This is a genomic window from Phyllobacterium myrsinacearum (assembly GCF_014138285.1).
Lineage (GTDB): Bacteria > Pseudomonadota > Alphaproteobacteria > Rhizobiales > Rhizobiaceae > Phyllobacterium > Phyllobacterium myrsinacearum_A.
Genome location: NZ_JACGXN010000004.1, coordinates 210,904 through 229,336, shown reverse-complemented (window position 1 = coordinate 229,336; position 18,433 = coordinate 210,904). Strand labels below are relative to the sequence as shown.

Genomic DNA, 18,433 nt, shown 5'->3' with positions numbered 1-18,433 from the left:
CACACACCAATGGGAGGGGCTTCGGCCTCGAGGAGGAAACTTGCGCACTTTTTTGGGCACGACTGCCATGGCGGTCCTTGCGACCACACTCTTTGCATCATCTGCCAGCGCAGAAACGGAAAATCCGTTTCGCTGCAAACCGGGCGAAAAATACGTCATGAACGTCATGGTTTCGGGCGTCGAATACTGGTTCCCGGTCTATGAAATGTTCAAGCAGGCGGGCAAGCAGCTCGGCTGTGAAACAGCCTATACCGGCACACCGGAATATGACGTCAACAAACAGATCGCCAGCTTCGATCAGGCATTGGCTCAAAACCCTGCCGGCATTCTTGTTCACCCGATGAACTCGGATCCTTTCATTGAACCAATCAACCGGGCGGTCGACCAGGGTACGGCTGTCGTCACCTTTGCCGCTGACTCGCCGCTGTCCAAGCGGATTTCGTTCATTACCTCTGATAATAAGCGTGAGGGCACCTACGCTGCCGACGCCATTGCCACGAAACTGGGTGGAAAGGGCGAATATGCCGTTCTGGAGAATCCGGGACAGGACAATCATGATCGCCGCGTTACAGCCTTCGTCGACCGCATGAAGGAAAAGTGGCCGGATATGAAACTGGTCGGCAGGGCAGCGTCAAACCAGGACCCGACAAAGGCCTATCAGGGGCTGATGAGTATTGCCCAGGCCAATCCCAATCTGGCAGCCGTCTTCATGCCCGAAGCAAACTCGGCAATTGGCGCGGCACAGGCCAATAAGGAAAGCGGCGGCAAGATTCTTGTCATGTGCGCCGACGTGAACGCAAATATCCTTGATATGATCAAAGCCGGACAGGTCTTTGGCTCGATCAATCCAAATCAGGGCATGCAGGGTTATATGGGTTTCATGCTGCTCTGGTTCGCCAAGCATCCGGAACTGATTGATCCGATGAATGATGCCAAGCGTGCCGGTTCCAATCCAATGAGCATCCCATTTGTCGACAATGGCCTGTCCATCGTAACAGCCGACAATGCGGATGACTTCTTCTGGGACAAATATCTCAAGCGTCGCGGCACTAAGGGCATCGACGAGTAAGGTTCGCAGATAGCTATCCAGGCCAGTCAGGTCTGGATAGCCTTGGCGAGCAGGAGGGAGGAAGGCGCGATGACATCGGAACCTGTCTTGAGTATCCGCGATATCACCAAGCACTTTGGTGCTGTGAAAGCCCTGACAGGCGTCAACTTCACCTTGGCGCGCGGCGAGATTCACGCGCTTTGCGGTGAGAATGGTGCCGGCAAATCCACTCTTATGAATATTCTCGCAGGCGTTCTACAGCCTGACGAAGGTGAAATTCTGCTCGACGGCAAGCCGCGGAAGATTGCTTCGCCTTCCGTCGCACAATCACTGGGCATTGGACTGGTGCATCAGGAAATCGCGCTCTGCCCCGACGCAAGCGTCGCAGAAAACATCTTCATGGCAAAGACCAGCCGACGCCGGTCATTGCTGATGAATTACCGCAAGCTGGAGCGCGATGCGCAGAAGGTTATGGACCGGCTGGCACCCATCGACGTGCGCGGGAAAGTCGGTGATCTCACGATTTCCAGTCAGCAATTGGTGGAGATTGCCAAAGCGCTCACACTCGACTGCCGTGTGCTGATTTTCGACGAGCCGACGGCTGCCCTGACGGAAGCGGAAACGCGGATATTGTTCGACATCATCCGCGAACTGAAGGCCCAGGGCATTTCCATTATCTATATCAGCCATCGGATGGCGGAAATTTTCAACCTTTGCGATCGGGTCACCGTGTTGCGCGATGGCCGTTACGTCTCTACCGAGGACGTCGCCAATGTGACGCCCGATGACGTGGTGCGGCGCATGGTGGGGCGCGAGATTACGCAGCTTTATCCTTCGAAGCAGACGCATGCCGAACACTCGGGTGAGACGATACTGTCGGTCCGCAACTTGGGAGACAAGGATCGGTTTGCCAACGTGTCGTTTGATCTGGCGCGAGGGGAAATCCTTGGAATCGGCGGACTCATCGGATCCGGCCGGACCGAGATTGCCGAGGGCATTTGCGGACTGCGTGCTACCATTGAGGGCAAGGTTTTCCTACATGACAATCCTCAAACCATTCGAACCTATGCCGATGCGGTCAAGTCAGGAATTGTCTATCTCTCGGAGGACCGCAAGGGATCGGGTGTTTTCCTGGATCTGTCAATCGCCCAGAACATATCCGTTCTCAACCTGAAAGCAGTGACGGGTCATCTGGGTTTGATCGATGCCAAGGCCGAAGGCCAACTCGCCCGCGATTTCGCCCGCAAGCTCGGTGTGCGTATGAGCCACGTCGACATGCCCGTATCATCGCTCAGCGGCGGCAATCAGCAGAAGGTCGCCATTGCTAAACAGCTGGCGGTGCAGCCCAAGGTCATCCTCATGGACGAGCCGACGCGCGGCATCGATGTCGGCGCGAAATCCGAGATCCACCAGCTTCTGCGCGAACTCGCACGTTCCGGCATCGGCATCGTTGTGATCTCCTCCGAACTGCCGGAACTGCTTGGCCTGTGCGACCGGGTGCTTGTCATCCGCGAAGGAGCGGTGGCCGGTGAACTTGATAGTGCCGAGATGAGCGAAGAAGCCATTATCCGGCTCGCATCCGGGCTGAAACATACAAATACGCATGCGTCAGAACATGCAGCCTGAAGAAAGATTGGGAGATACACAATGGCGGTCGATACGATGATGGCAAAGGATGTGCGGGGTTCTTCCTGGAAGAAATTGGGCTCGATGCGAGAAGCAGGCCTGATCGCCATCATTCTCGCGCTCTGCATCGCAATGAGTTTTGTCTCGCCGCATTTTCTGACACTTGGCAATTTCCGCGCCATGCTGATGAGTTTTTCCGTGGAAGGCATTGTGGTTGTGGGGATGACGATCCTTCTGATCGTTGGGGGCATCGATCTCGCCGTCGGCTCTGTTGTGTGTTTTGCGATGGTGCTTTCAGGCACACTGTTCCTCGCCGGTCTCGACCCGTGGACTGCGTCGCTCATCGGCATTCTCGCCAGCGGTTTGATCGGTTGCGTCATGGGGTTCTTCGTCACGGTAGTGGGGCTCAACCACTTCATCACGTCGCTGGCAGGCATGGTTATCGTACGCGGCCTCTGCCTGATCATCACCAAGGGCACTCCGCTTTCACTCTTCACACTGCCGCCTGCATTCAAGGCGGTCGGCCAGGGTTCGTTCCACGGTGTGCCCTACGTCATTCTCATCTTCTTTGCCGTGGTTATCCTGTTCGATTTCCTGCTCCGGCGCGCCACTGCCTTGCGCAAGGTTTTCTATACCGGAAGCAATGAGAAGGCCGCGCTCTATTCCGGCATCCGGACAAAGCAGGTGAAGTTCTGGGTGACAGTTCTATGCTCCACGCTCGCAGGTTTTGCAGGGGTGATCTACATGTCGCGCTTTGGTGCGGCGACCCCGACATTCGGTGTCGGCATGGAACTCAATATCATCGCAGCTGCGGTTATTGGGGGGGCTTCGCTCAATGGCGGATCCGGCACGATCCTCGGCGCCATCCTTGGCATAGCATTGCTGTCCCTCGTGACAAGCTCGCTGGTTTTGCTCGATGTCTCTGTCTACTGGCAGGACATGATAAAGGGCTGCATTCTTTTGACGGCCGTCTCCATCGACCATTTGCTGCACAAGCGGAAGGCCTCATGACCATGGCGATTATCAAACTCAATCCAAAACATTCAGCGCCACGCGAAGAAATCGTTATCGCGCGCCAGATGCACCAGGCCTTGGTCCTGCATTTTCTCGAAGGGCTGACGCAGGCACAGATCGCCGACCAGCTGGGGCTTTCACAGCCGACCGTCAATCGCCTCATCAAGCGCGGCCGCCAGCTTGGCCTCGTCGAGATCAAGATCAAATCGCCGGTTGAGCCGCTTGTTGATATGGAAGAACAACTGCTGGCGCTTGGCGGCATCAGCCGTGCGATTGTTGTGCCAACGGTATCCGACAATCCGCAAACGGCTCTTCAGGCGGTTGGTGAAGCCGCAGCACGTTTGCTGATCGAAGAAATTACCGACGGCGACACGATCTGCATCACCGGCGGCAAGGGTGTCAGCGCCGTGGTTGCCGGTCTGCAGGCGCCGCGCCGCTTTGATGTCGAGGTGATCCCGGCGACAGGCTGTGTTCAAGGCAAGCACTACACGGACGTAAACCATGTCTCGACCTTGATGGCCGACAAACTCGGCGGACGCGCCTATCAGATCCATGCACCGCTCTTTGCCGACAGTTCTGCCGAGCGCGCCATGTTGATCAACATGCGCTCGGTCGCCGATGTCTTCCAGCGCGCCCGCGAAGCGAAGATTGCCATTGTCGGCATCGGCTCGATCCTGACGGACGACTCGAGCTATTATGACCTGCACCCGTCTTCAAGCACGGATTTGGACGCGATCGAGCGTTCCGGCGCACGCTGCGAACTGCTTGCCCATCTTCTCGATGATCGTGGGCAGGTTTGCGATTACAGCCTCAACAGTTCGCTGGTTTCACTGACGCTGCGGGAATTCGCATCCATCCCCACCAAGATCGGCGTTGCGAGCGGACCGAACAAGGCACGGCCGATCCTCAGCATCATGCGGGGTAATCATCTGGACACACTGGTGACAGACGAAGCGACGGGCCAGCGCATTCTGGATATTGCCGCTGAAGGAGAACGGGCATGAGCAACGAGCAGTTGACACGAGCAATTGGCAAATCCGGCGTACAGGCATCGGCCGTGGGGCTTGGAACCTGGGCCATTGGCGGCTGGATGTGGGGCGGTACGGATGAGCAGGAATCGATTGCTGCCATCCAGGCTTCATTGGACGCAGGTGTAAGCCTCATCGATACAGCGCCCGCCTACGGCCTTGGCCGTTCGGAGGAAATCGTTGGCAAGGCTCTCAAAGGTCGTCGCGACAAGGCTGTGATTGCCACCAAATGCGGGCTCGTCTGGCACACAACGAAAGGCACGCACTTTTTCGACCAGGACGGCAAGCCGGTGCACCGCTATCTCGGACGCGATGCCATAGTTCACGAGGTCGAGGAAAGTTTAAGGCGTCTCGATACCGATTACATCGACCTCTACATCACCCATTGGCAGGATTCGACCACACCCATTGAAGAGACCGTGCGGGCGATGGAGGATCTGCGCAAGACCGGCAAGATCCGCGCCATTGGTGCAAGCAATGTCAATCCGTCCGAGCTGAATGCCTATATCGCTACCGGTTCGCTGGATGCGATCCAGGAGCGGTTCAGCATGATCGACAGGGAGCTTGAGACGGAATTACTGCCGGTAACGCGCAAAAATAACGTTTCAACGTTGAGCTATTCGTCGCTGGCACTTGGATTGCTTTCCGGGACAGTTGATCCAGAACGGGTCTTCTCCGGCGATGACCAGCGCAAAGACAATCCGCGCTTTTCGGTGGGCAACCGGCTGAAAGCAAAGCAGTTTGCCGATGCCATTCAGCCCATTGCCGACAGGCACGCAGCCAGCATCGCCCAGATCGTGATCGCATGGACCCTGGCACAACCGGGCATCACGTTTGCGTTGTGCGGGGCGCGTAATCCCGATCAGGCGCTCGACAATGCAAGAGCGGGAACAATCCGGCTCGACACTGAAGACCTCTCGGCCATTGACGCGGCCATCGCTGTGAAACTGGCAGATATGAAGTAACAGGCTGCATCATGAACCGTGAAGAGATATTTGACGGACTTCGTCGAAGTCCGAAGGTGGACGTGTGTGTCGTCGGCGGCGGTATCAACGGCATCAGCGTATTCCGCGAGCTGGCGTTGCAGGGCGTGAACGTGCTGCTTGTTGAAAAACACGACTATTGTTCCGGTGCCAGTGCTGCCCTTTCGCGCATGGTGCATGGCGGCCTGCGTTATCTCGAAAACGGCGAGTTCAGTCTGGTACGGGAATCGCTGGTCGAACGTGATCGCCTGTTGCGAAATGCCCCGCATCTTGTTGCGCCGCTGCCAACGACAGTGCCGGTCTTTGATATCTTCTCGGGCCTCGCCAATGGTGTCGTGCGGTTCCTGGGCCTGAGCCGCAGACCAAGCCGGCGTGGTGCCATTGCAGTCAAGGCCGGGCTCAGTATCTACGACTTTTTGACGCGTAAGCGCGCGCTGATGCCGCGCCACCGGTTTCGCGGGCGGCAGGCAACGCTTGCCAAGTGGCCAGCGCTTAATCCTGCCATCAAAAGTTCGGCAACCTATCATGATGCCTGGGTCAAACATCCCGAGCGGATCGGAATGGAGGTTCTACAGGATGGGCTCAGTGCCGGTGATCATGCGTATGCGCTAAACTATGCCGAACTTCAGCGGTCTGGTCATGGCTTTATCGTCCACGACCATCTCGCTGGCACAACAACTCCGATCGAACCTGCCTTCATCATCAATGCGACAGGAGGCTGGATCGACATCGCCAATGCCGATCTGTTCCCGCAGGAGAAGCGTCCCGCACCATTGATGGGCGGCACGAAGGGCTCGCATCTCATCATCGACAATGCCGACCTTGCCAACGCGCTCGACAATCATATGATCTATTATGAGAACGAGGACGGGCGCATCTGCATTCTGTTCCCCTATCTCGGCAAGGTTTTGGTCGGATCCACCGATATCCGCGTTGATGATCCCGAGAGTGTTTATTGTGAGCCGGATGAGCGGGACTATATCCTGCAGTCGCTTGCCTTTGTCCTGCCCGGCATCAAGGTTCGACCGGAGGAGGTCGTTTTCCAGTTCTCCGGCGTACGTCCCCTCCCCGCAAGCAAGGATGATTTCACCGGCCGCATTCCACGCGATCATTACTGCACAATCATAGATTCGTCCGATGACGGGCCGGCTGTGCTGTGCATGATCGGTGGCAAATGGACGACGTTCCGCTCCTTCGGTGAACTCGCCGCTGACATGACGTTGGAACGGCTGCATCAGACACGGCAGGTTGCGACCACATCGCGACCCATCGGAGGTGGACGCGCATTTCCGGAGGATATCGGCAAATGGATCTCACGTATTTACGCCGATACAACGGTTCCTCCAAAACGCATTGCAGAGCTCTTTGAGCGATACGGCACCGACGCCGAGGCAGTTGCGCGCTTTATTGCAGCCGGCCCGGACAATGTCATGGCAAATGCCGCATATTCGAGCCGGGAAATCGTGTTCCTTATCCGTAATGAAGCACCCGAGCATCTTGATGATCTGTTGCTGAGACGCACGACTCTTGCCATCAGCGGTCAGCTATCCCTCGACATGACGGAAGCAGTGCTCGACCTGCTCGCACAGGTGAAAGGCTGGTCGCCCGCACGCCGAAAGGCAGAGCTCACGCGCTTCCTCACCCTTCTCGCCGAGCGCCACGGCGTTGGCCTCGACACACTCAACGCACGCAATGAACAAGGAGTACGATATGCGGAACAATCTTAAGGTTCGGATGAACCGCCTTTTTGGTGCAGGGCGCTGCCTTGATGTGGCGATCGATCATGGCGTGTGCAACGAGCCATCGTTCCTGAATGGCCTTGAGGACATGGAGGGCGTTGTCCGTTCACTGGTGGCGGCAGGGCCCGATGCCATCCAGATGAATTACGGCCAATCCGACCTCTTGCAGAACGTAGCCGGCAAAGACAAACCGGCACTCGTCATGCGTATCGATATGGGCAATCCCTACAATCCCATTCGCCATCGCGACATGTGGGCAGTGCTGCAGAACGAAGCTGAGCCGCTCATCGGTGCGATCCAGATGGATGCTGCCTGCGTTGTCGTCAATCTTTTCATGTTGCCCGACGAGCCGGACCTCTTCCGCCAGTGCGTGCAGAACATCGCACGGGTGCGTGCTGACTGCGAGAAGTACGGTATGCCTTTGATGATCGAGCCACTTGTCATGCAGCCTGTTACGGAACGCGGCGGTTACATGGTCGACGGTGATGCCGACAAGATTGTCACGCTGACCCGCCTTGCCCGCGAGATGGGCGCTGATATCATCAAGGCCGACCCAACAACGGCGGCCGAAGATTTTCATCGTGTGGTGGAGGCTGCGCGGTGTCCGGTTCTTGTACGGGGTGGCGGAAAGGAGGATTTGCGTATCGTCTTCGAGAAATCAGCGGCCCTCATGCAGCAGGGAGCCGTCGGCATGGTCTATGGCAGAAACATCTATCAGCATGCCAATCCCAGCGCCGTTGTGCGCGGGTTGATGGCCATTATTCATGACAATGCCAGCGGCGAGGATGCCTACGCGCTCTACCAGCGGGGTTGAGAATGAAAACAAGAACCTAAGGAGGGGTTCCGTATGGGAGAGTATCTATTAGGCCTTGATGCCGGCAACACGATCATCAAGGCGATCATTTTCGACCGGCAAGGCAATGAAATTGCTTCGGCTGCCGAAGAGGGGCACAGCAGTATGCCCCATCCCGGCCATGTGGAGCGCGGGCTGGATGAACTTTGGACGAATGCCCGCGCCGTTATTCAACGCTGCATCAACGAAGCCGGAATACGCCCGGATCAGATTGCGGCAATCGGATGTGCCGGACACGGCAATGGCCTTTACGCCCTTGATCGTCAGGGAAAGCCGTTGCTTGCCATCCAGTCTCTGGACACGCGCGCGGCTGATCTGGTGGAGGAATGGCAGGCGGAAGCCGTTGGCGACCGGACTTATCCGATTGGCTTGCAGCGACCATGGCCGTCGCAGACACCGACCCTGCTGGCGTGGATCAAGCGTCATCGGCCGGAGACGTTCGGAAAGCTCGGAACCGTCTTTCTGTGCAAGGATTTTATCGTCAATCGCCTGACCGGAAAGCGGGTAAGCGAGATGTCCGATATGGCGGGTTGCGGTCTGCTGAATGTTGCGAACCGGCGCTATGATCCCGAATTAATGGCCGCCTTCGGACTTGGCGAGTGCATGGATCTCCTGCCGCCGCTCATAGAAAGCGCCGATATCGCCGGAACGGTAACGCAGACAGCAGCCGACGAGACGGGACTTGCAGTTGGTACGCCTGTCATTGGCGGATTGTTCGACGTCATCGCATCGGCGATTGGCTCGGGCGTGACGCGTACCGGAGCTGCTTCCATCATTGCCGGCACATGGAGCATCAACCAGGTCGTTGTCGATACACCGCACCTCAAGAAGCCATTCTTCATGTCGTCAACCTTCGATCGCGAGCGTTACATGGCGATTGAGTCGAGCGCGACGTCCGCAGCGAACCTCGAATGGCTCGTGCGCGAGTTCTTCCACGGTGAACAACCGGATGGGCGCTCTCCGTTCGATGTCTGCTGCGAACTTGCCGCGACTGTACAACCGGCGGCTGACGATCCGATCTATCATCCGTTCCTTTATGGCGCCCAGCAGGACGGCAACGCCCGGGCAGGTTTCTACGGTGTTGCGGGGTGGCACACAAAAGGTCACCTGATCCGCGCCTTGCTGGAAGGTGTAGCCTTTGGCCATCGCCAGCACATCGAAACATTGCGGGCGGCGGGTGCGAATTTTGACGAGGCAGTGCTGTCAGGCGGCGGATCGCGAAGCCTGTTCTGGCCGCAGATTTTTGCCGATGTTCTGGGTGTCCCGGTGTCAGTGGCACGGTCGAGCCAGACAGGAGCACTCGGCGCGGCAATAGCCGCAGGCACCGCCGTCGGCATTTTTGCTGACTTCGAAGCCGGAGCCAATGCCATGGTTGCTTCAGAGCGGCACTATCGGCCGGACCCTGCAAAGGCTGCTCATTATGCCCGCCGTTACCAGCTCTACCGGGATATTGCCGACGCCATGGCACCCATCTGGAAACGCATGACGGCTCAAACAGTCACAGCGACCGGGGTCGCCGCGTGAACGGGAGCGTCAATCACGAGGCGGGCGATGGAGGTGTCTACGACTTCATCGTAATCGGTGCCGGATCAGCCGGCTGCGTGCTCGCCAACCGGCTGTCGGCAGACCCGAAGAACCGCGTTCTCCTGCTTGAAGCAGGTGGCAGCGACCGGTACCATTGGGTTCATGTCCCCATCGGTTATCTCTATTGCATGGGCAATCCGCGAACCGACTGGATGATGAAAACTGCAGCGGAAGCAGGTCTGAACGGGCGCTCGCTCCACTATCCACGTGGCAAGGTGCTCGGTGGCTGTTCATCCATCAACGGCATGATCTACATGCGCGGCCAAGCCGCCGATTATGATGGCTGGCGTCAAGCTGGTAATACCGGCTGGGGCTGGGATGATGTGTTGCCCTACTTCGTTAAGTCCGAAGACAATTACCGTGGACGCTCGCCACTGCATGGCGCAGGCGGCGAATGGCGAGTCGAACGGCAGCGGCTTTCCTGGCCCATCCTCGATGCTTTCCGTGATGCGGCCGAAGAACTTGGAATAAAGAAGACCGATGATTTCAATGCCGGTGACAATGAAGGCTCCGGTTATTTCGAAGTCAATCAGCGCGGCGGCATTCGCTGGAATACCACCAAGGCTTTCCTTCGTCCGGCTCTGAAAAGGTCGAACCTGCGCCTGCTGACAGCAGCCGAAGTCGAGCGCATGGAATTCGACGGAAAGCGGGCGACGCGTGTCCGCTATCGGCAAAACGGGCGTACATTCACTGCAACGGCCGCGGCGGAAATCATTCTGGCGGCTGGCGCTATCAACTCGCCCAAAATCCTTGAACTCTCTGGGATTGGCAGCCCTGAAACGTTGAAGGAAGTCGGTATTGAACCCTTTCATCGGCTTTGTGGTGTCGGGAAAAATCTGCAGGACCACCTGCAAATCCGCACGGTTTTCCGCATCGAAGGTGCAAAGACGCTGAACCAGCTTTACCACAACCTCTTCTCGCGGGCGGGGATGGGACTGGAATACATTCTACGCCGCTCGGGACCACTGTCGATGGCGCCAAGCCAGCTTGGCATTTTCGCCAAGAGCGATCCCGCGCTGCTGACGCCGGATCTTGAATATCACGTCCAGCCACTCAGCACGGATCGCCTCGGCGAACCGCTGCACCGCTATCCCGCCGTCACGGTCTCGGTTTGCAACCTGCGCCCGGAAAGCCGCGGGACAGTGCATGTTGCCGGCCCCGACATCGGTCTCGCACCGGAAATCCGGCCAAACTACCTGTCAACGTCAGGCGACAGATTGCTGGCAGCCAAATCGATCCGCCACGCACGCAATCTCATGGCGACGCAGACTTTGGAAAAGTACCGGCCGGTGGAAATGCTTCCGGGGACGCAATACCAGGATGATAATGCGTTGATCCAACGTGCCGGAGACATCGCCACCACTATTTTTCATCCCGTCGGCACATGCAGAATGGGAGATGACGACAGGTCGGTGGTCGACCACAATCTGCGGGTGCATGGCATCACAGGCTTGCGCGTCGTTGACGCCTCGATCATGCCGACTATTGTATCCGGCAACACAAATTCACCCGTCATCATGATCGCGGAAAAGGCGGCCGATCTCATTCTGGGGAGGAGTTGAGATCACACGACATCCCCGAGGGTAATCCAAAACGGGATAGCGCCAGCTTTTCCGTTCCCATCGCCGGATTTTGCCTTTAAGGATTTCAGATATCGCGACATGAAGGACATGATTTGGAAACGGCGCTTTACCTTCCCGTCAAAGGTTTTCTTGAAGAGGCCGGCTACAATGTCAAAGGTGAGGTGGTCGGTTGCGACATCGTGGCCCTGGCTGATGGCGAACCACCACTGGTTGTGATTTGCGAACTGAAGCTCAGCTTCAACCTTGAGCTCATCCTGCAGGCGGTTGATCGGGCCACGGCAAGCGACGAAGTATGGATCGCAGCGCGTGTTTCCGCCAAGGGCAAGGGACGCGAAAGCGACAAGCGTTTTCGCAATCTGTGCCGTCGTCTTGGGTTCGGCATGCTTGGCGTTGCCGACAACGGCATCGTCAGCGTCATTGTAAGTCCCGATGCGCCAATGCCACGCAAGAATGCGCGCAAGCGATCCCGCCTTGTGAAAGAACACAGACGACGCAAGGGAGATCCGACATTGGGAGGCGGATCGCGCGAGCCAATCATGACCGCCTACCGTCAACAGGCCCTCGCCTGTGTGCATGCTCTTCAGCACGGTCAGTTGCGCCCACGCGATCTGCGCGACACGGCACCCGATGCCGCCAGGATTCTGCTGACAAACGTTTATGGCTGGTTCGAGCGTGTCGACCGCGGCGTCTATACCTTGACTGAGCTGGGAGCCAACGCTCTCAAGCGCTGGCCGCCGCAACCTGCGTCGGACGTCATTATACCGCAGTCCGAGCTCGAATAGCGCGGCTGTCGAGAACCTCTTCCGGTTCACCCGGCTGAACGAGATGGATGTGTGTACCGTTCTCACCCGCACCCAATCCCGGTTTCAGAACCTGCTGGCCATCATAATGCCCGCCATTCTGGGTGCGGAACGCAATGGGATTGTCGTTGAAGAGGCCAGTGATACGGCGTTTATAAGCTTCCGCAACGGAAGGCCATTCAATCTCGGACAGCCTGTCGCTCTGGTAGATTACAAAAGGCGGCAGCACTTCCATACCCGGGTAATAAAGCATGCCATGTTGAATCGGCCACAGCAGGTCGTCGAGTCGGCCATTTACACCGCGCTCGCCGTAATGCGGTTCGCGGCCGCCAATCGTTATGGCAAGCATGGCGCGGCGCCCGCTGAGCGTGCCTTCACCGTAACGATCTCCCCATCGCTCTCCGCCGTGTGCACCAACACCGTAGGCAAAACCATAGGCAAAAACCCGGTCAACCCAGCCCTTTAGAATCGCTGGCATGCCAAACCACCACATCGGAAAACTGAACAGAACCGCATCAGCCCACAAGAGCTTGTGCTGCTCGGCAGCGACGTCCGCGGATTGGGTGCCTGAGGCGAATGCGTGACGCGACTCCGCGATATAACTGAAGCGATCCGGCAGAGCAGTCTCCATAAAGTCCTCCCTATCGGCAACTGCCTTCCAGCCAGAGGCGTAGAGGTCGGAAACCTGCACCTCATGTCCCTGTGCCATGAGGGTATCAACCGCCAAATTCTTCAAGGCGCTGGTAAGTGATTGTGGTTCTGGATGCGCATGGACGATGAGGATGTTGCTCATGGGGTTACTCCTGATTTCAATAGATGGTCATGTGGGCCCATGCGTTGCCATTCTTGAAATCGAAGTTTTGTTGTGCTGGTATAAGTGACATGGATATCAACAAACTCGATCTGAACTTGCTGGTCACGCTGGATACATTGCTCGCAGAGCGAAACGTCACTCGTGCAGCCAAGCGCCTGAACCTGAGCCAACCGGCTCTGTCGGCGCGGCTCACCCGTCTCAGGGAGATTCTTGGGGATCAGCTGTTGTTGCCGGTTCAACGGGGCATGCTGCCGACGCAACGCGCGTTGGAGTTACAGGCGCCTCTGCATGAAGCCCTGGAAAGCGTTCGCCGGGTTGTCGCGGAAGGCGCTTCATTCGAAGCCTCCACCGCACAAGCCACGATAACCATCGCTGCAAGTGATTACGTCCAGTATTCCGTCCTGTTGCAACTTACCGCCGTGCTTCGGACGGAGGCGCCCGGAATTCGTATTGTCTGGCGGACGATTGATGCGTCGGTCCTGATGGCCCAGATGGAGCGAGGCGAAGTGGATCTCGCACTGATGACGCCCGAGAGTGCGCCGGAACAACTGCGCATGAGAAAACTGTACCGGGAACGATACGTTGCGATTGTACGCACTCATCATCCCCTCGTGCAGGGAAGCATCGGCCTCGACGTATTTTGTGCTCTTGATCACGTGGTTGTTTCACCGCAAGGGGGTGGCTTCAGCGGCCCTACGGATATTGCGCTCGAAGCGATAGGACGGCGGCGGCGGGTCGTTCTGTCCGCTCCCGCTTTTCTGATTGTTCCAGAGATCATCGCACGGTCAGACATGATCGCGCTGGTTCCGCAGTGCATTCTGCACGATCGTTCGGATCGGTTGCAGACATTGGAGCCGCCGCTACAGGTTCCAGGCTATGATATGGCAATGGTCTGGCACGACAGGACAACCACGCACCCGGTACAACGTTGGCTGCGTGAGAAAATCGCCAAGCTTGCAAATAGCGTTGCCGGTGTCATTGCGGAAACAAGATAGTTTCTTGACCGTTTCCATTTGTGATCAGCATGACAGCGAACGCCATCACCGTTGTTTTGGCATGCCCTGCGGTCGAATATATCGCTTCTGAGCAGCTATGCGGAAGATAGCGTTCGGACCGCCATATCCCCTGTATCCCCGTCGTTCGACAATCTCGAAGAAGAAGCCCTCGCCATAATTCGGGCTGTAGAGCTGGAAGTACTCGCCACTCTCATCGCAATCGTAAAGGATATTGGCCTCTTTCAGCCTGTCAGACAGATCGGGCTCAAGCCCGAAGCGCGCTTCAATGTCATCGTAATAGTTGCGTGAGATTTCCAGTGGAATGAAGCCATTGGCCTTCAACGCATCCGCGGTTTTGAAGATGTCATCCGTTTCAAAAGCGAGGTGCTGCATGCTGGATCCAAATTTCTCCGCGAGAAAATGGCCAGCGAGTGTCCGGCGATTTTCCGCGCCGTTCATCGTGATGCGCAGTGATCCCGCACCGTTTTCGACAACTTGGCTGCGAACAATTCCCGACGGGTCGATGATATCAACCATCGGCGTCTTATTTGCTCTCAGAATAGACGTATAAAACAGAAGCCAGGTGAGCATTTCATCGAAGTTCATGGTTTGCGCAACATGGTCAAACCGCAGCAATCCAGCATCCAGAGTCGACGGAACATCTTCGACAGGCTCGAACTCCTGTTCCCAGATATTCACAAACTCTGGTTTGTCATCAATGAAATAGAGAATATCTCCGCCGACACCGCGCACGGCCGGTATCCTTATGTCAGACGGTCCCGCGGGTTGTTCAAAGGGTTCAGCCCCCAGTGCCAACGCACGTTCAAAAGCCGCGCAGGCATCTGCCACATTCAGGCCAAGCGCATAAGCCGACATGCCGTGAACCGCGTGGGAAGAGTGAGCGAAGCCCTGCCGGTCCGTATTGATCACGAGGTTGATCCTGCCCTGACTATAACGAACAACGCTCTTGGTTTTATGTTTGCCAGTTTTGCGAAAGCCCAACACCCGTATCACGGAGGCGAGCTCTCTCGCCTCATCGTCATTCGCCGCAAATTCCACGAACTCAACGCCATTCACCTCAACAGCATCGGGCATGGGAGGGACCGTCATGGCCACGTCCGGTTCACTGCGGATGACCTGATCACCCAGATAGATAAGCGAGCGGTGTCCGTCGACAGCGATCGATTTGGATGAACCGCCACGAAACTGATCATTGAAGATTTCAAGGGAAAGGTAGCCATCATATCCGGTTGCGGCCACTGAACGCATGAAATCCAAAACGGGAAGGTCACCCTCGCCCGGCATGTTCCTGTAATGCCGGCTCCAATAGAGAAGGTCCATGTGGATAAGCGGTGCGTCTGCCAACTGGACGATGAATATCTTTTCCTTCGGGATCGAGCGGATCGAGCCAACGTCGATCTTGCGCGCCAATGTGTGGAAACTGTCAAGGATGAGACCAATATTGGCGTGATCGGCACGCCGTACGATTTCCCAGGCATCGCGATGGTCGTTGATGTGCCGTCCCCAAGCCAGCGCCTCATAGCCGACACGCAGACCACGTTTGGCCGCACGCTCGCCCAATTCATGGAAATCCACCGCCGCACGATCGAGACCACCAAGAGCAACAGGAGAGACATTGGAACAGACCAGAACCAGATCCGTACCCAGTTCCTGCATCACGTCAAATTTGCGTTCCGCACGATCGAAAGTTCGGGACCGCTGCGGTTCCGGCATGCCTTCAAAATCGCGAAACGGCTGAAAAAGAGTAATTTCCAACCCGTGATCCCGGACCATCCTGCCCACATCACGCGCGCTGCCATCGAAGGCGAGAAAATCATTCTCGAATATTTCGACGCCTTCAAAGCCGGCCTTGGCTATCGCGTCGAGCTTTTCCGGCAATTCGCCACTAAGCGAAACAGTTGCGATGGACGTTTTCATGCGGCATCTCCGTGTTGTGACAGCGACAGAATTGCACGCGCCTCCGCACAGCTCGCTACACGACACCCGTGGCGTAGGATTGTGTCCGCAGCGATCTCCACCAGTTCGGCGTTGCTGCGGGCTAATCGTTCCCTGGTTATGCGAATGTTGTCTTCGAGGCCTGTCCGTACGGCGTCTGCCTCGCGGCGCAATGCCCATTCCATGACGGTTGCCTGATGACGCCCAATTCCGGCTGCCGTCCATGTAGCCTTCGGCAACAGGTGGCGCAATTCGCCCAGCAGGAGATCGAGCAGCCGTTCATCGGCGGGCAGCGCATTCTCCACCCCCATGACAAACTGCACATGCGGACGGTCATCCATCAATCCGGATTCAACCAGCCGCCGCGCGCCGTGCAGATGCGACAGATCGAATATCTCGATTTCCGGCCGGATAGCATTGTGTTTCATCCGGCTGGCGAGATCGTTCACAAGCGTGGTGTGATTCTCATAAACAATAGTGGGGAAGTTGACCGAGCCCGTCGACAGCGAGGCCATATCCGGCTTGAGATAAAGCGCTGAACCGCGCAAACCCGGATCACGCCCGCGTCCCCCGGTGGAAAATTGCACAATCATGCCCGGACAATACTTGACGACACCATCCTGCACGTCGGCAAATTTTTCCGGTGATGAAGATGGGCTCTCGTCATGGTTGCGCACATGGATGTGCACCAGGGATGCACCCGCCTCATAGGCCTCGTGAGCCGATTCGATCTGCTCGGATGGACTGACCGGCAGAGCCGGGTTGTCCTTCTTGCGGGGCACTGATCCGGTGATCGCAACTGCAATGACAACTGGGTTCATTCGGGCCCCTCCCTTGGCCGTATTGAAATCCATCACGCAGGACCAGTCTTACCTTCGACAGGAACGGTTTTGCGCTCTATTGACATGAACGTACCAGTTCGTACATTATGCGTCAATCGCAGACTGAGCCAATAGCGACGTTGCGATGGGGAGAAGATGGGAGGAAACATGCAGCCGAACAGTGTGCGTGCGAAGCTTTGTCAGCCGTTGAATCTGGATTCAACACAATGACGATTGCTCACAAAATTCTGGTCCTTAACGGGCCAAACCTGAACCTGCTTGGAAAGCGTCAGCCGGAGATTTACGGCAGGGAGACGCTCGACGATGTCGCGATGGAATGCATGCGCCTTGCAGCTGAACTTGGGCTCTCCATCGATTTCCGACAAAGCAATGCCGAACATGAATTGATAGCGTGGATCCATGAGGCACGCGAGATTGTCTCGGGCATCGTCATCAATCCTGCCGGGTATTCCCATACATCAGTCGCGATCATGGATGCGCTGGCCGCGTGCCCCTGCCCCATCATAGAAGTCCACATTTCCAACATTCATCGGCGTGAGGCGTTTCGGCATCACAGCTACGTATCAAATGTTGCAACCGGCGTGATCTGCGGTTGCGGTACGCAAGGCTACACCCTTGCTCTACGTCATCTTGCCGCCGATCTTGAAAAGGCTATCCGATGACCAAGTCCACTCATTTTCTTCTTGGCCTCGTCGGCGCAGGCATTCAGAAGTCGCGCACACCTCCCATGCATGAGCGGGAAGGAGATGAGCAGGGTTTTCGGCTGTTCTACCAGACTATCGATCTTGAGCGGCTCGGCGTCGGGCCTGAAGCACTTCCGGACCTGTTGATCGATGCCGAACGAATGGGCTTTGCCGGACTGAATGTAACTCATCCGTGCAAGCAGGCCATCATTCCCCATCTGGATGAGCTCTCCCCCGACGCGGCAGCCCTTGGAGCAGTCAACACCGTCGTGCTGCATGGAGGGCGCCGCATCGGTCACAATACCGACTGGTGGGGTTTTTCCGAAAGCTTCAAGCGCGGCCTGCCCGGTGCTCCCCTGTCCTCGCTAGTACAGCTTGGCGCTGGTGGTGCCGGTGCAGCTGTTGCTCATGCGCTTCTGACATTGGGCGTTCGGGAACTCGTTCTGATGGACAAAGATCCGTCACGGGCTGAAGAAACCGCTGCTGCGCTCAACGACCGCTTTGAGCGGTTTGGCGCCAGCCGCGTCCGTGTCTCGCGGGACCTCGCAACCGATGTGGCAGCAGCCGACGGACTGGTTCACTGCACACCGACGGGAATGGACAAGTACCCTGGAACACCCCTGCCGGTAGAGTTGCTTCACCAGAAACTCTGGGTGGCAGAGATTGTCTATTTTCCGCTCGAAACAGCTCTTCTTCGCGCCGCGCGCCATCTTGGTTGCCGCACGCTCGATGGTGGCGGTATGGCGGTCTTTCAGGCGGTCGAAGCCTTCCGTCTTTTTACCGGGGTGAGGCCCGATCACGAACGCATGTTGCGTCATTTTATCCAACTCGGTTCCGGAGCGAAGGAGGCCGCAGCCTGAACCGGGCACCAATGAAAGCCTTTAG

General features: G+C 57.1%; 16 protein-coding genes. 13 read left to right on the top strand and 3 right to left on the bottom strand.

The genetic code is table 11. The features are described from left to right. Positions 1-40 precede the first annotated feature (40 nt). From FHW16_RS15770 to FHW16_RS15725, 10 genes are all read left to right on the top strand, one after another. Positions 41-1,069 (top strand): substrate-binding domain-containing protein, encoded by a 1,029-nt coding sequence (locus FHW16_RS15770; RefSeq protein ID WP_182550165.1) that lies wholly within the window; start codon positions 41-43, stop codon positions 1,067-1,069. Between the two features lie 69 nt (positions 1,070-1,138). Then, positions 1,139-2,674 carry a sugar ABC transporter ATP-binding protein gene (locus FHW16_RS15765; RefSeq protein WP_182550164.1) on the top strand — a complete coding sequence of 512 codons (1,536 nt, stop codon included), beginning with the start codon at positions 1,139-1,141 and terminating at the stop codon, positions 2,672-2,674. 21 nt (positions 2,675-2,695) lie between these two features. Further along, positions 2,696-3,685 (top strand): ABC transporter permease, encoded by a 990-nt coding sequence (locus FHW16_RS15760; RefSeq protein ID WP_182550163.1) that lies wholly within the window; start codon positions 2,696-2,698, stop codon positions 3,683-3,685. A 2-nt stretch (positions 3,686-3,687) separates the two neighbouring features. Further along, on the top strand, positions 3,688-4,692 hold the full coding sequence (locus FHW16_RS15755) for a sugar-binding transcriptional regulator (protein WP_182550256.1): 1,005 nt from the start codon (positions 3,688-3,690) through the stop codon (positions 4,690-4,692). Then, a complete protein-coding gene (locus FHW16_RS15750) occupies positions 4,689-5,681 on the top strand; it encodes an aldo/keto reductase (RefSeq protein WP_182550162.1) in 993 nt (330 codons plus the stop codon). The genes FHW16_RS15755 and FHW16_RS15750 overlap by 4 nt, the downstream gene beginning before the upstream one ends. Positions 5,682-5,692: 11 nt before the next feature. After that, positions 5,693-7,426, top strand: a complete 1,734-nt coding sequence (locus FHW16_RS15745) for a glycerol-3-phosphate dehydrogenase/oxidase (protein ID WP_182550161.1) — start codon at positions 5,693-5,695, stop codon at positions 7,424-7,426. Next, complete coding sequence (locus FHW16_RS15740) at positions 7,410-8,252, top strand: class I fructose-bisphosphate aldolase (RefSeq protein ID WP_246711798.1); 843 nt, start codon at positions 7,410-7,412, stop codon at positions 8,250-8,252. Before FHW16_RS15745 ends, FHW16_RS15740 begins: the two co-directional genes overlap by 17 nt. Before the next feature lie 33 nt (positions 8,253-8,285). Continuing rightward, on the top strand, positions 8,286-9,815 hold the full coding sequence (locus tag FHW16_RS15735) for an FGGY-family carbohydrate kinase (protein ID WP_182550160.1): 1,530 nt from the start codon (positions 8,286-8,288) through the stop codon (positions 9,813-9,815). Beyond that, entirely contained in the window at positions 9,812-11,437 is a 1,626-nt protein-coding gene (locus FHW16_RS15730; protein WP_182550159.1) for a GMC family oxidoreductase N-terminal domain-containing protein, read from the top strand. Before FHW16_RS15735 ends, FHW16_RS15730 begins: the two co-directional genes overlap by 4 nt. Before the next feature lie 113 nt (positions 11,438-11,550). Next, on the top strand, positions 11,551-12,240 hold the full coding sequence (locus FHW16_RS15725; protein ID WP_182550158.1) for a DUF2161 domain-containing phosphodiesterase: 690 nt from the start codon (positions 11,551-11,553) through the stop codon (positions 12,238-12,240). Here the strand turns inward: FHW16_RS15725 and FHW16_RS15720 are convergent. Beyond that, positions 12,215-13,051: an NAD(P)H-dependent oxidoreductase gene (locus FHW16_RS15720; RefSeq protein WP_182550157.1), complete on the bottom strand. Its 837-nt coding sequence runs from the start codon at positions 13,049-13,051 to the stop codon at positions 12,215-12,217. The two genes, FHW16_RS15725 and FHW16_RS15720, sit on opposite strands and share 26 nt — an antisense overlap. Positions 13,052-13,140: 89 nt before the next feature. Here FHW16_RS15720 and FHW16_RS15715 point away from each other — a divergent pair, with 89 nt between their 5' ends. Next, complete coding sequence (locus FHW16_RS15715; protein WP_182550156.1) at positions 13,141-14,067, top strand: LysR family transcriptional regulator; 927 nt, start codon at positions 13,141-13,143, stop codon at positions 14,065-14,067. 45 nt (positions 14,068-14,112) lie between these two features. Here the strand turns inward: FHW16_RS15715 and FHW16_RS15710 are convergent, their stop codons facing one another. Further along, positions 14,113-16,005, bottom strand: coding sequence for a bifunctional sugar phosphate isomerase/epimerase/4-hydroxyphenylpyruvate dioxygenase family protein (locus FHW16_RS15710; protein ID WP_182550155.1), 1,893 nt, complete (start codon positions 16,003-16,005; stop codon positions 14,113-14,115). After that, on the bottom strand, positions 16,002-16,844 hold the full coding sequence (locus tag FHW16_RS15705) for a 3-keto-5-aminohexanoate cleavage protein (protein WP_182550154.1): 843 nt from the start codon (positions 16,842-16,844) through the stop codon (positions 16,002-16,004). Before FHW16_RS15705 ends, FHW16_RS15710 begins: the two co-directional genes overlap by 4 nt. A gap of 233 nt (positions 16,845-17,077) precedes the next feature. Here FHW16_RS15705 and aroQ point away from each other — a divergent pair, with 233 nt between their 5' ends. Both aroQ and FHW16_RS15695 read left to right on the top strand, forming a co-directional pair. Further along, positions 17,078-17,527, top strand: a complete 450-nt coding sequence (aroQ, locus tag FHW16_RS15700; protein WP_348643901.1) for a type II 3-dehydroquinate dehydratase — start codon at positions 17,078-17,080, stop codon at positions 17,525-17,527. Further along, positions 17,524-18,408, top strand: coding sequence for a shikimate dehydrogenase (locus FHW16_RS15695; RefSeq protein WP_182550152.1), 885 nt, complete (start codon positions 17,524-17,526; stop codon positions 18,406-18,408). The genes aroQ and FHW16_RS15695 overlap by 4 nt, the downstream gene beginning before the upstream one ends. Positions 18,409-18,433 lie beyond the last annotated feature (25 nt).

Excerpts from the sequence above, each read along its gene's own strand:
- FHW16_RS15765 (WP_182550164.1), top strand. The coding sequence starts at position 1,139 with ATGACATCGGAACCTGTCTTGAGTATCCGCGATATCACCAAGCACTTT.
- FHW16_RS15760 (WP_182550163.1), top strand. The coding sequence starts at position 2,696 with ATGGCGGTCGATACGATGATGGCAAAGGATGTGCGGGGTTCTTCCTGG.
- FHW16_RS15755 (WP_182550256.1), top strand. The coding sequence starts at position 3,688 with ATGGCGATTATCAAACTCAATCCAAAACATTCAGCGCCACGCGAAGAA.
- FHW16_RS15750 (WP_182550162.1), top strand. The coding sequence starts at position 4,689 with ATGAGCAACGAGCAGTTGACACGAGCAATTGGCAAATCCGGCGTACAG.
- FHW16_RS15745 (WP_182550161.1), top strand. The coding sequence starts at position 5,693 with ATGAACCGTGAAGAGATATTTGACGGACTTCGTCGAAGTCCGAAGGTG.
- FHW16_RS15740 (WP_246711798.1), top strand. The coding sequence starts at position 7,410 with ATGCGGAACAATCTTAAGGTTCGGATGAACCGCCTTTTTGGTGCAGGG.
- FHW16_RS15735 (WP_182550160.1), top strand. The coding sequence starts at position 8,286 with ATGGGAGAGTATCTATTAGGCCTTGATGCCGGCAACACGATCATCAAG.
- FHW16_RS15720 (WP_182550157.1), bottom strand. The coding sequence starts at position 13,051 with ATGAGCAACATCCTCATCGTCCATGCGCATCCAGAACCACAATCACTT.
- FHW16_RS15715 (WP_182550156.1), top strand. The coding sequence starts at position 13,141 with ATGGATATCAACAAACTCGATCTGAACTTGCTGGTCACGCTGGATACA.
- FHW16_RS15710 (WP_182550155.1), bottom strand. The coding sequence starts at position 16,005 with ATGAAAACGTCCATCGCAACTGTTTCGCTTAGTGGCGAATTGCCGGAA.
- FHW16_RS15705 (WP_182550154.1), bottom strand. The coding sequence starts at position 16,844 with ATGAACCCAGTTGTCATTGCAGTTGCGATCACCGGATCAGTGCCCCGC.
- FHW16_RS15695 (WP_182550152.1), top strand. The coding sequence starts at position 17,524 with ATGACCAAGTCCACTCATTTTCTTCTTGGCCTCGTCGGCGCAGGCATT.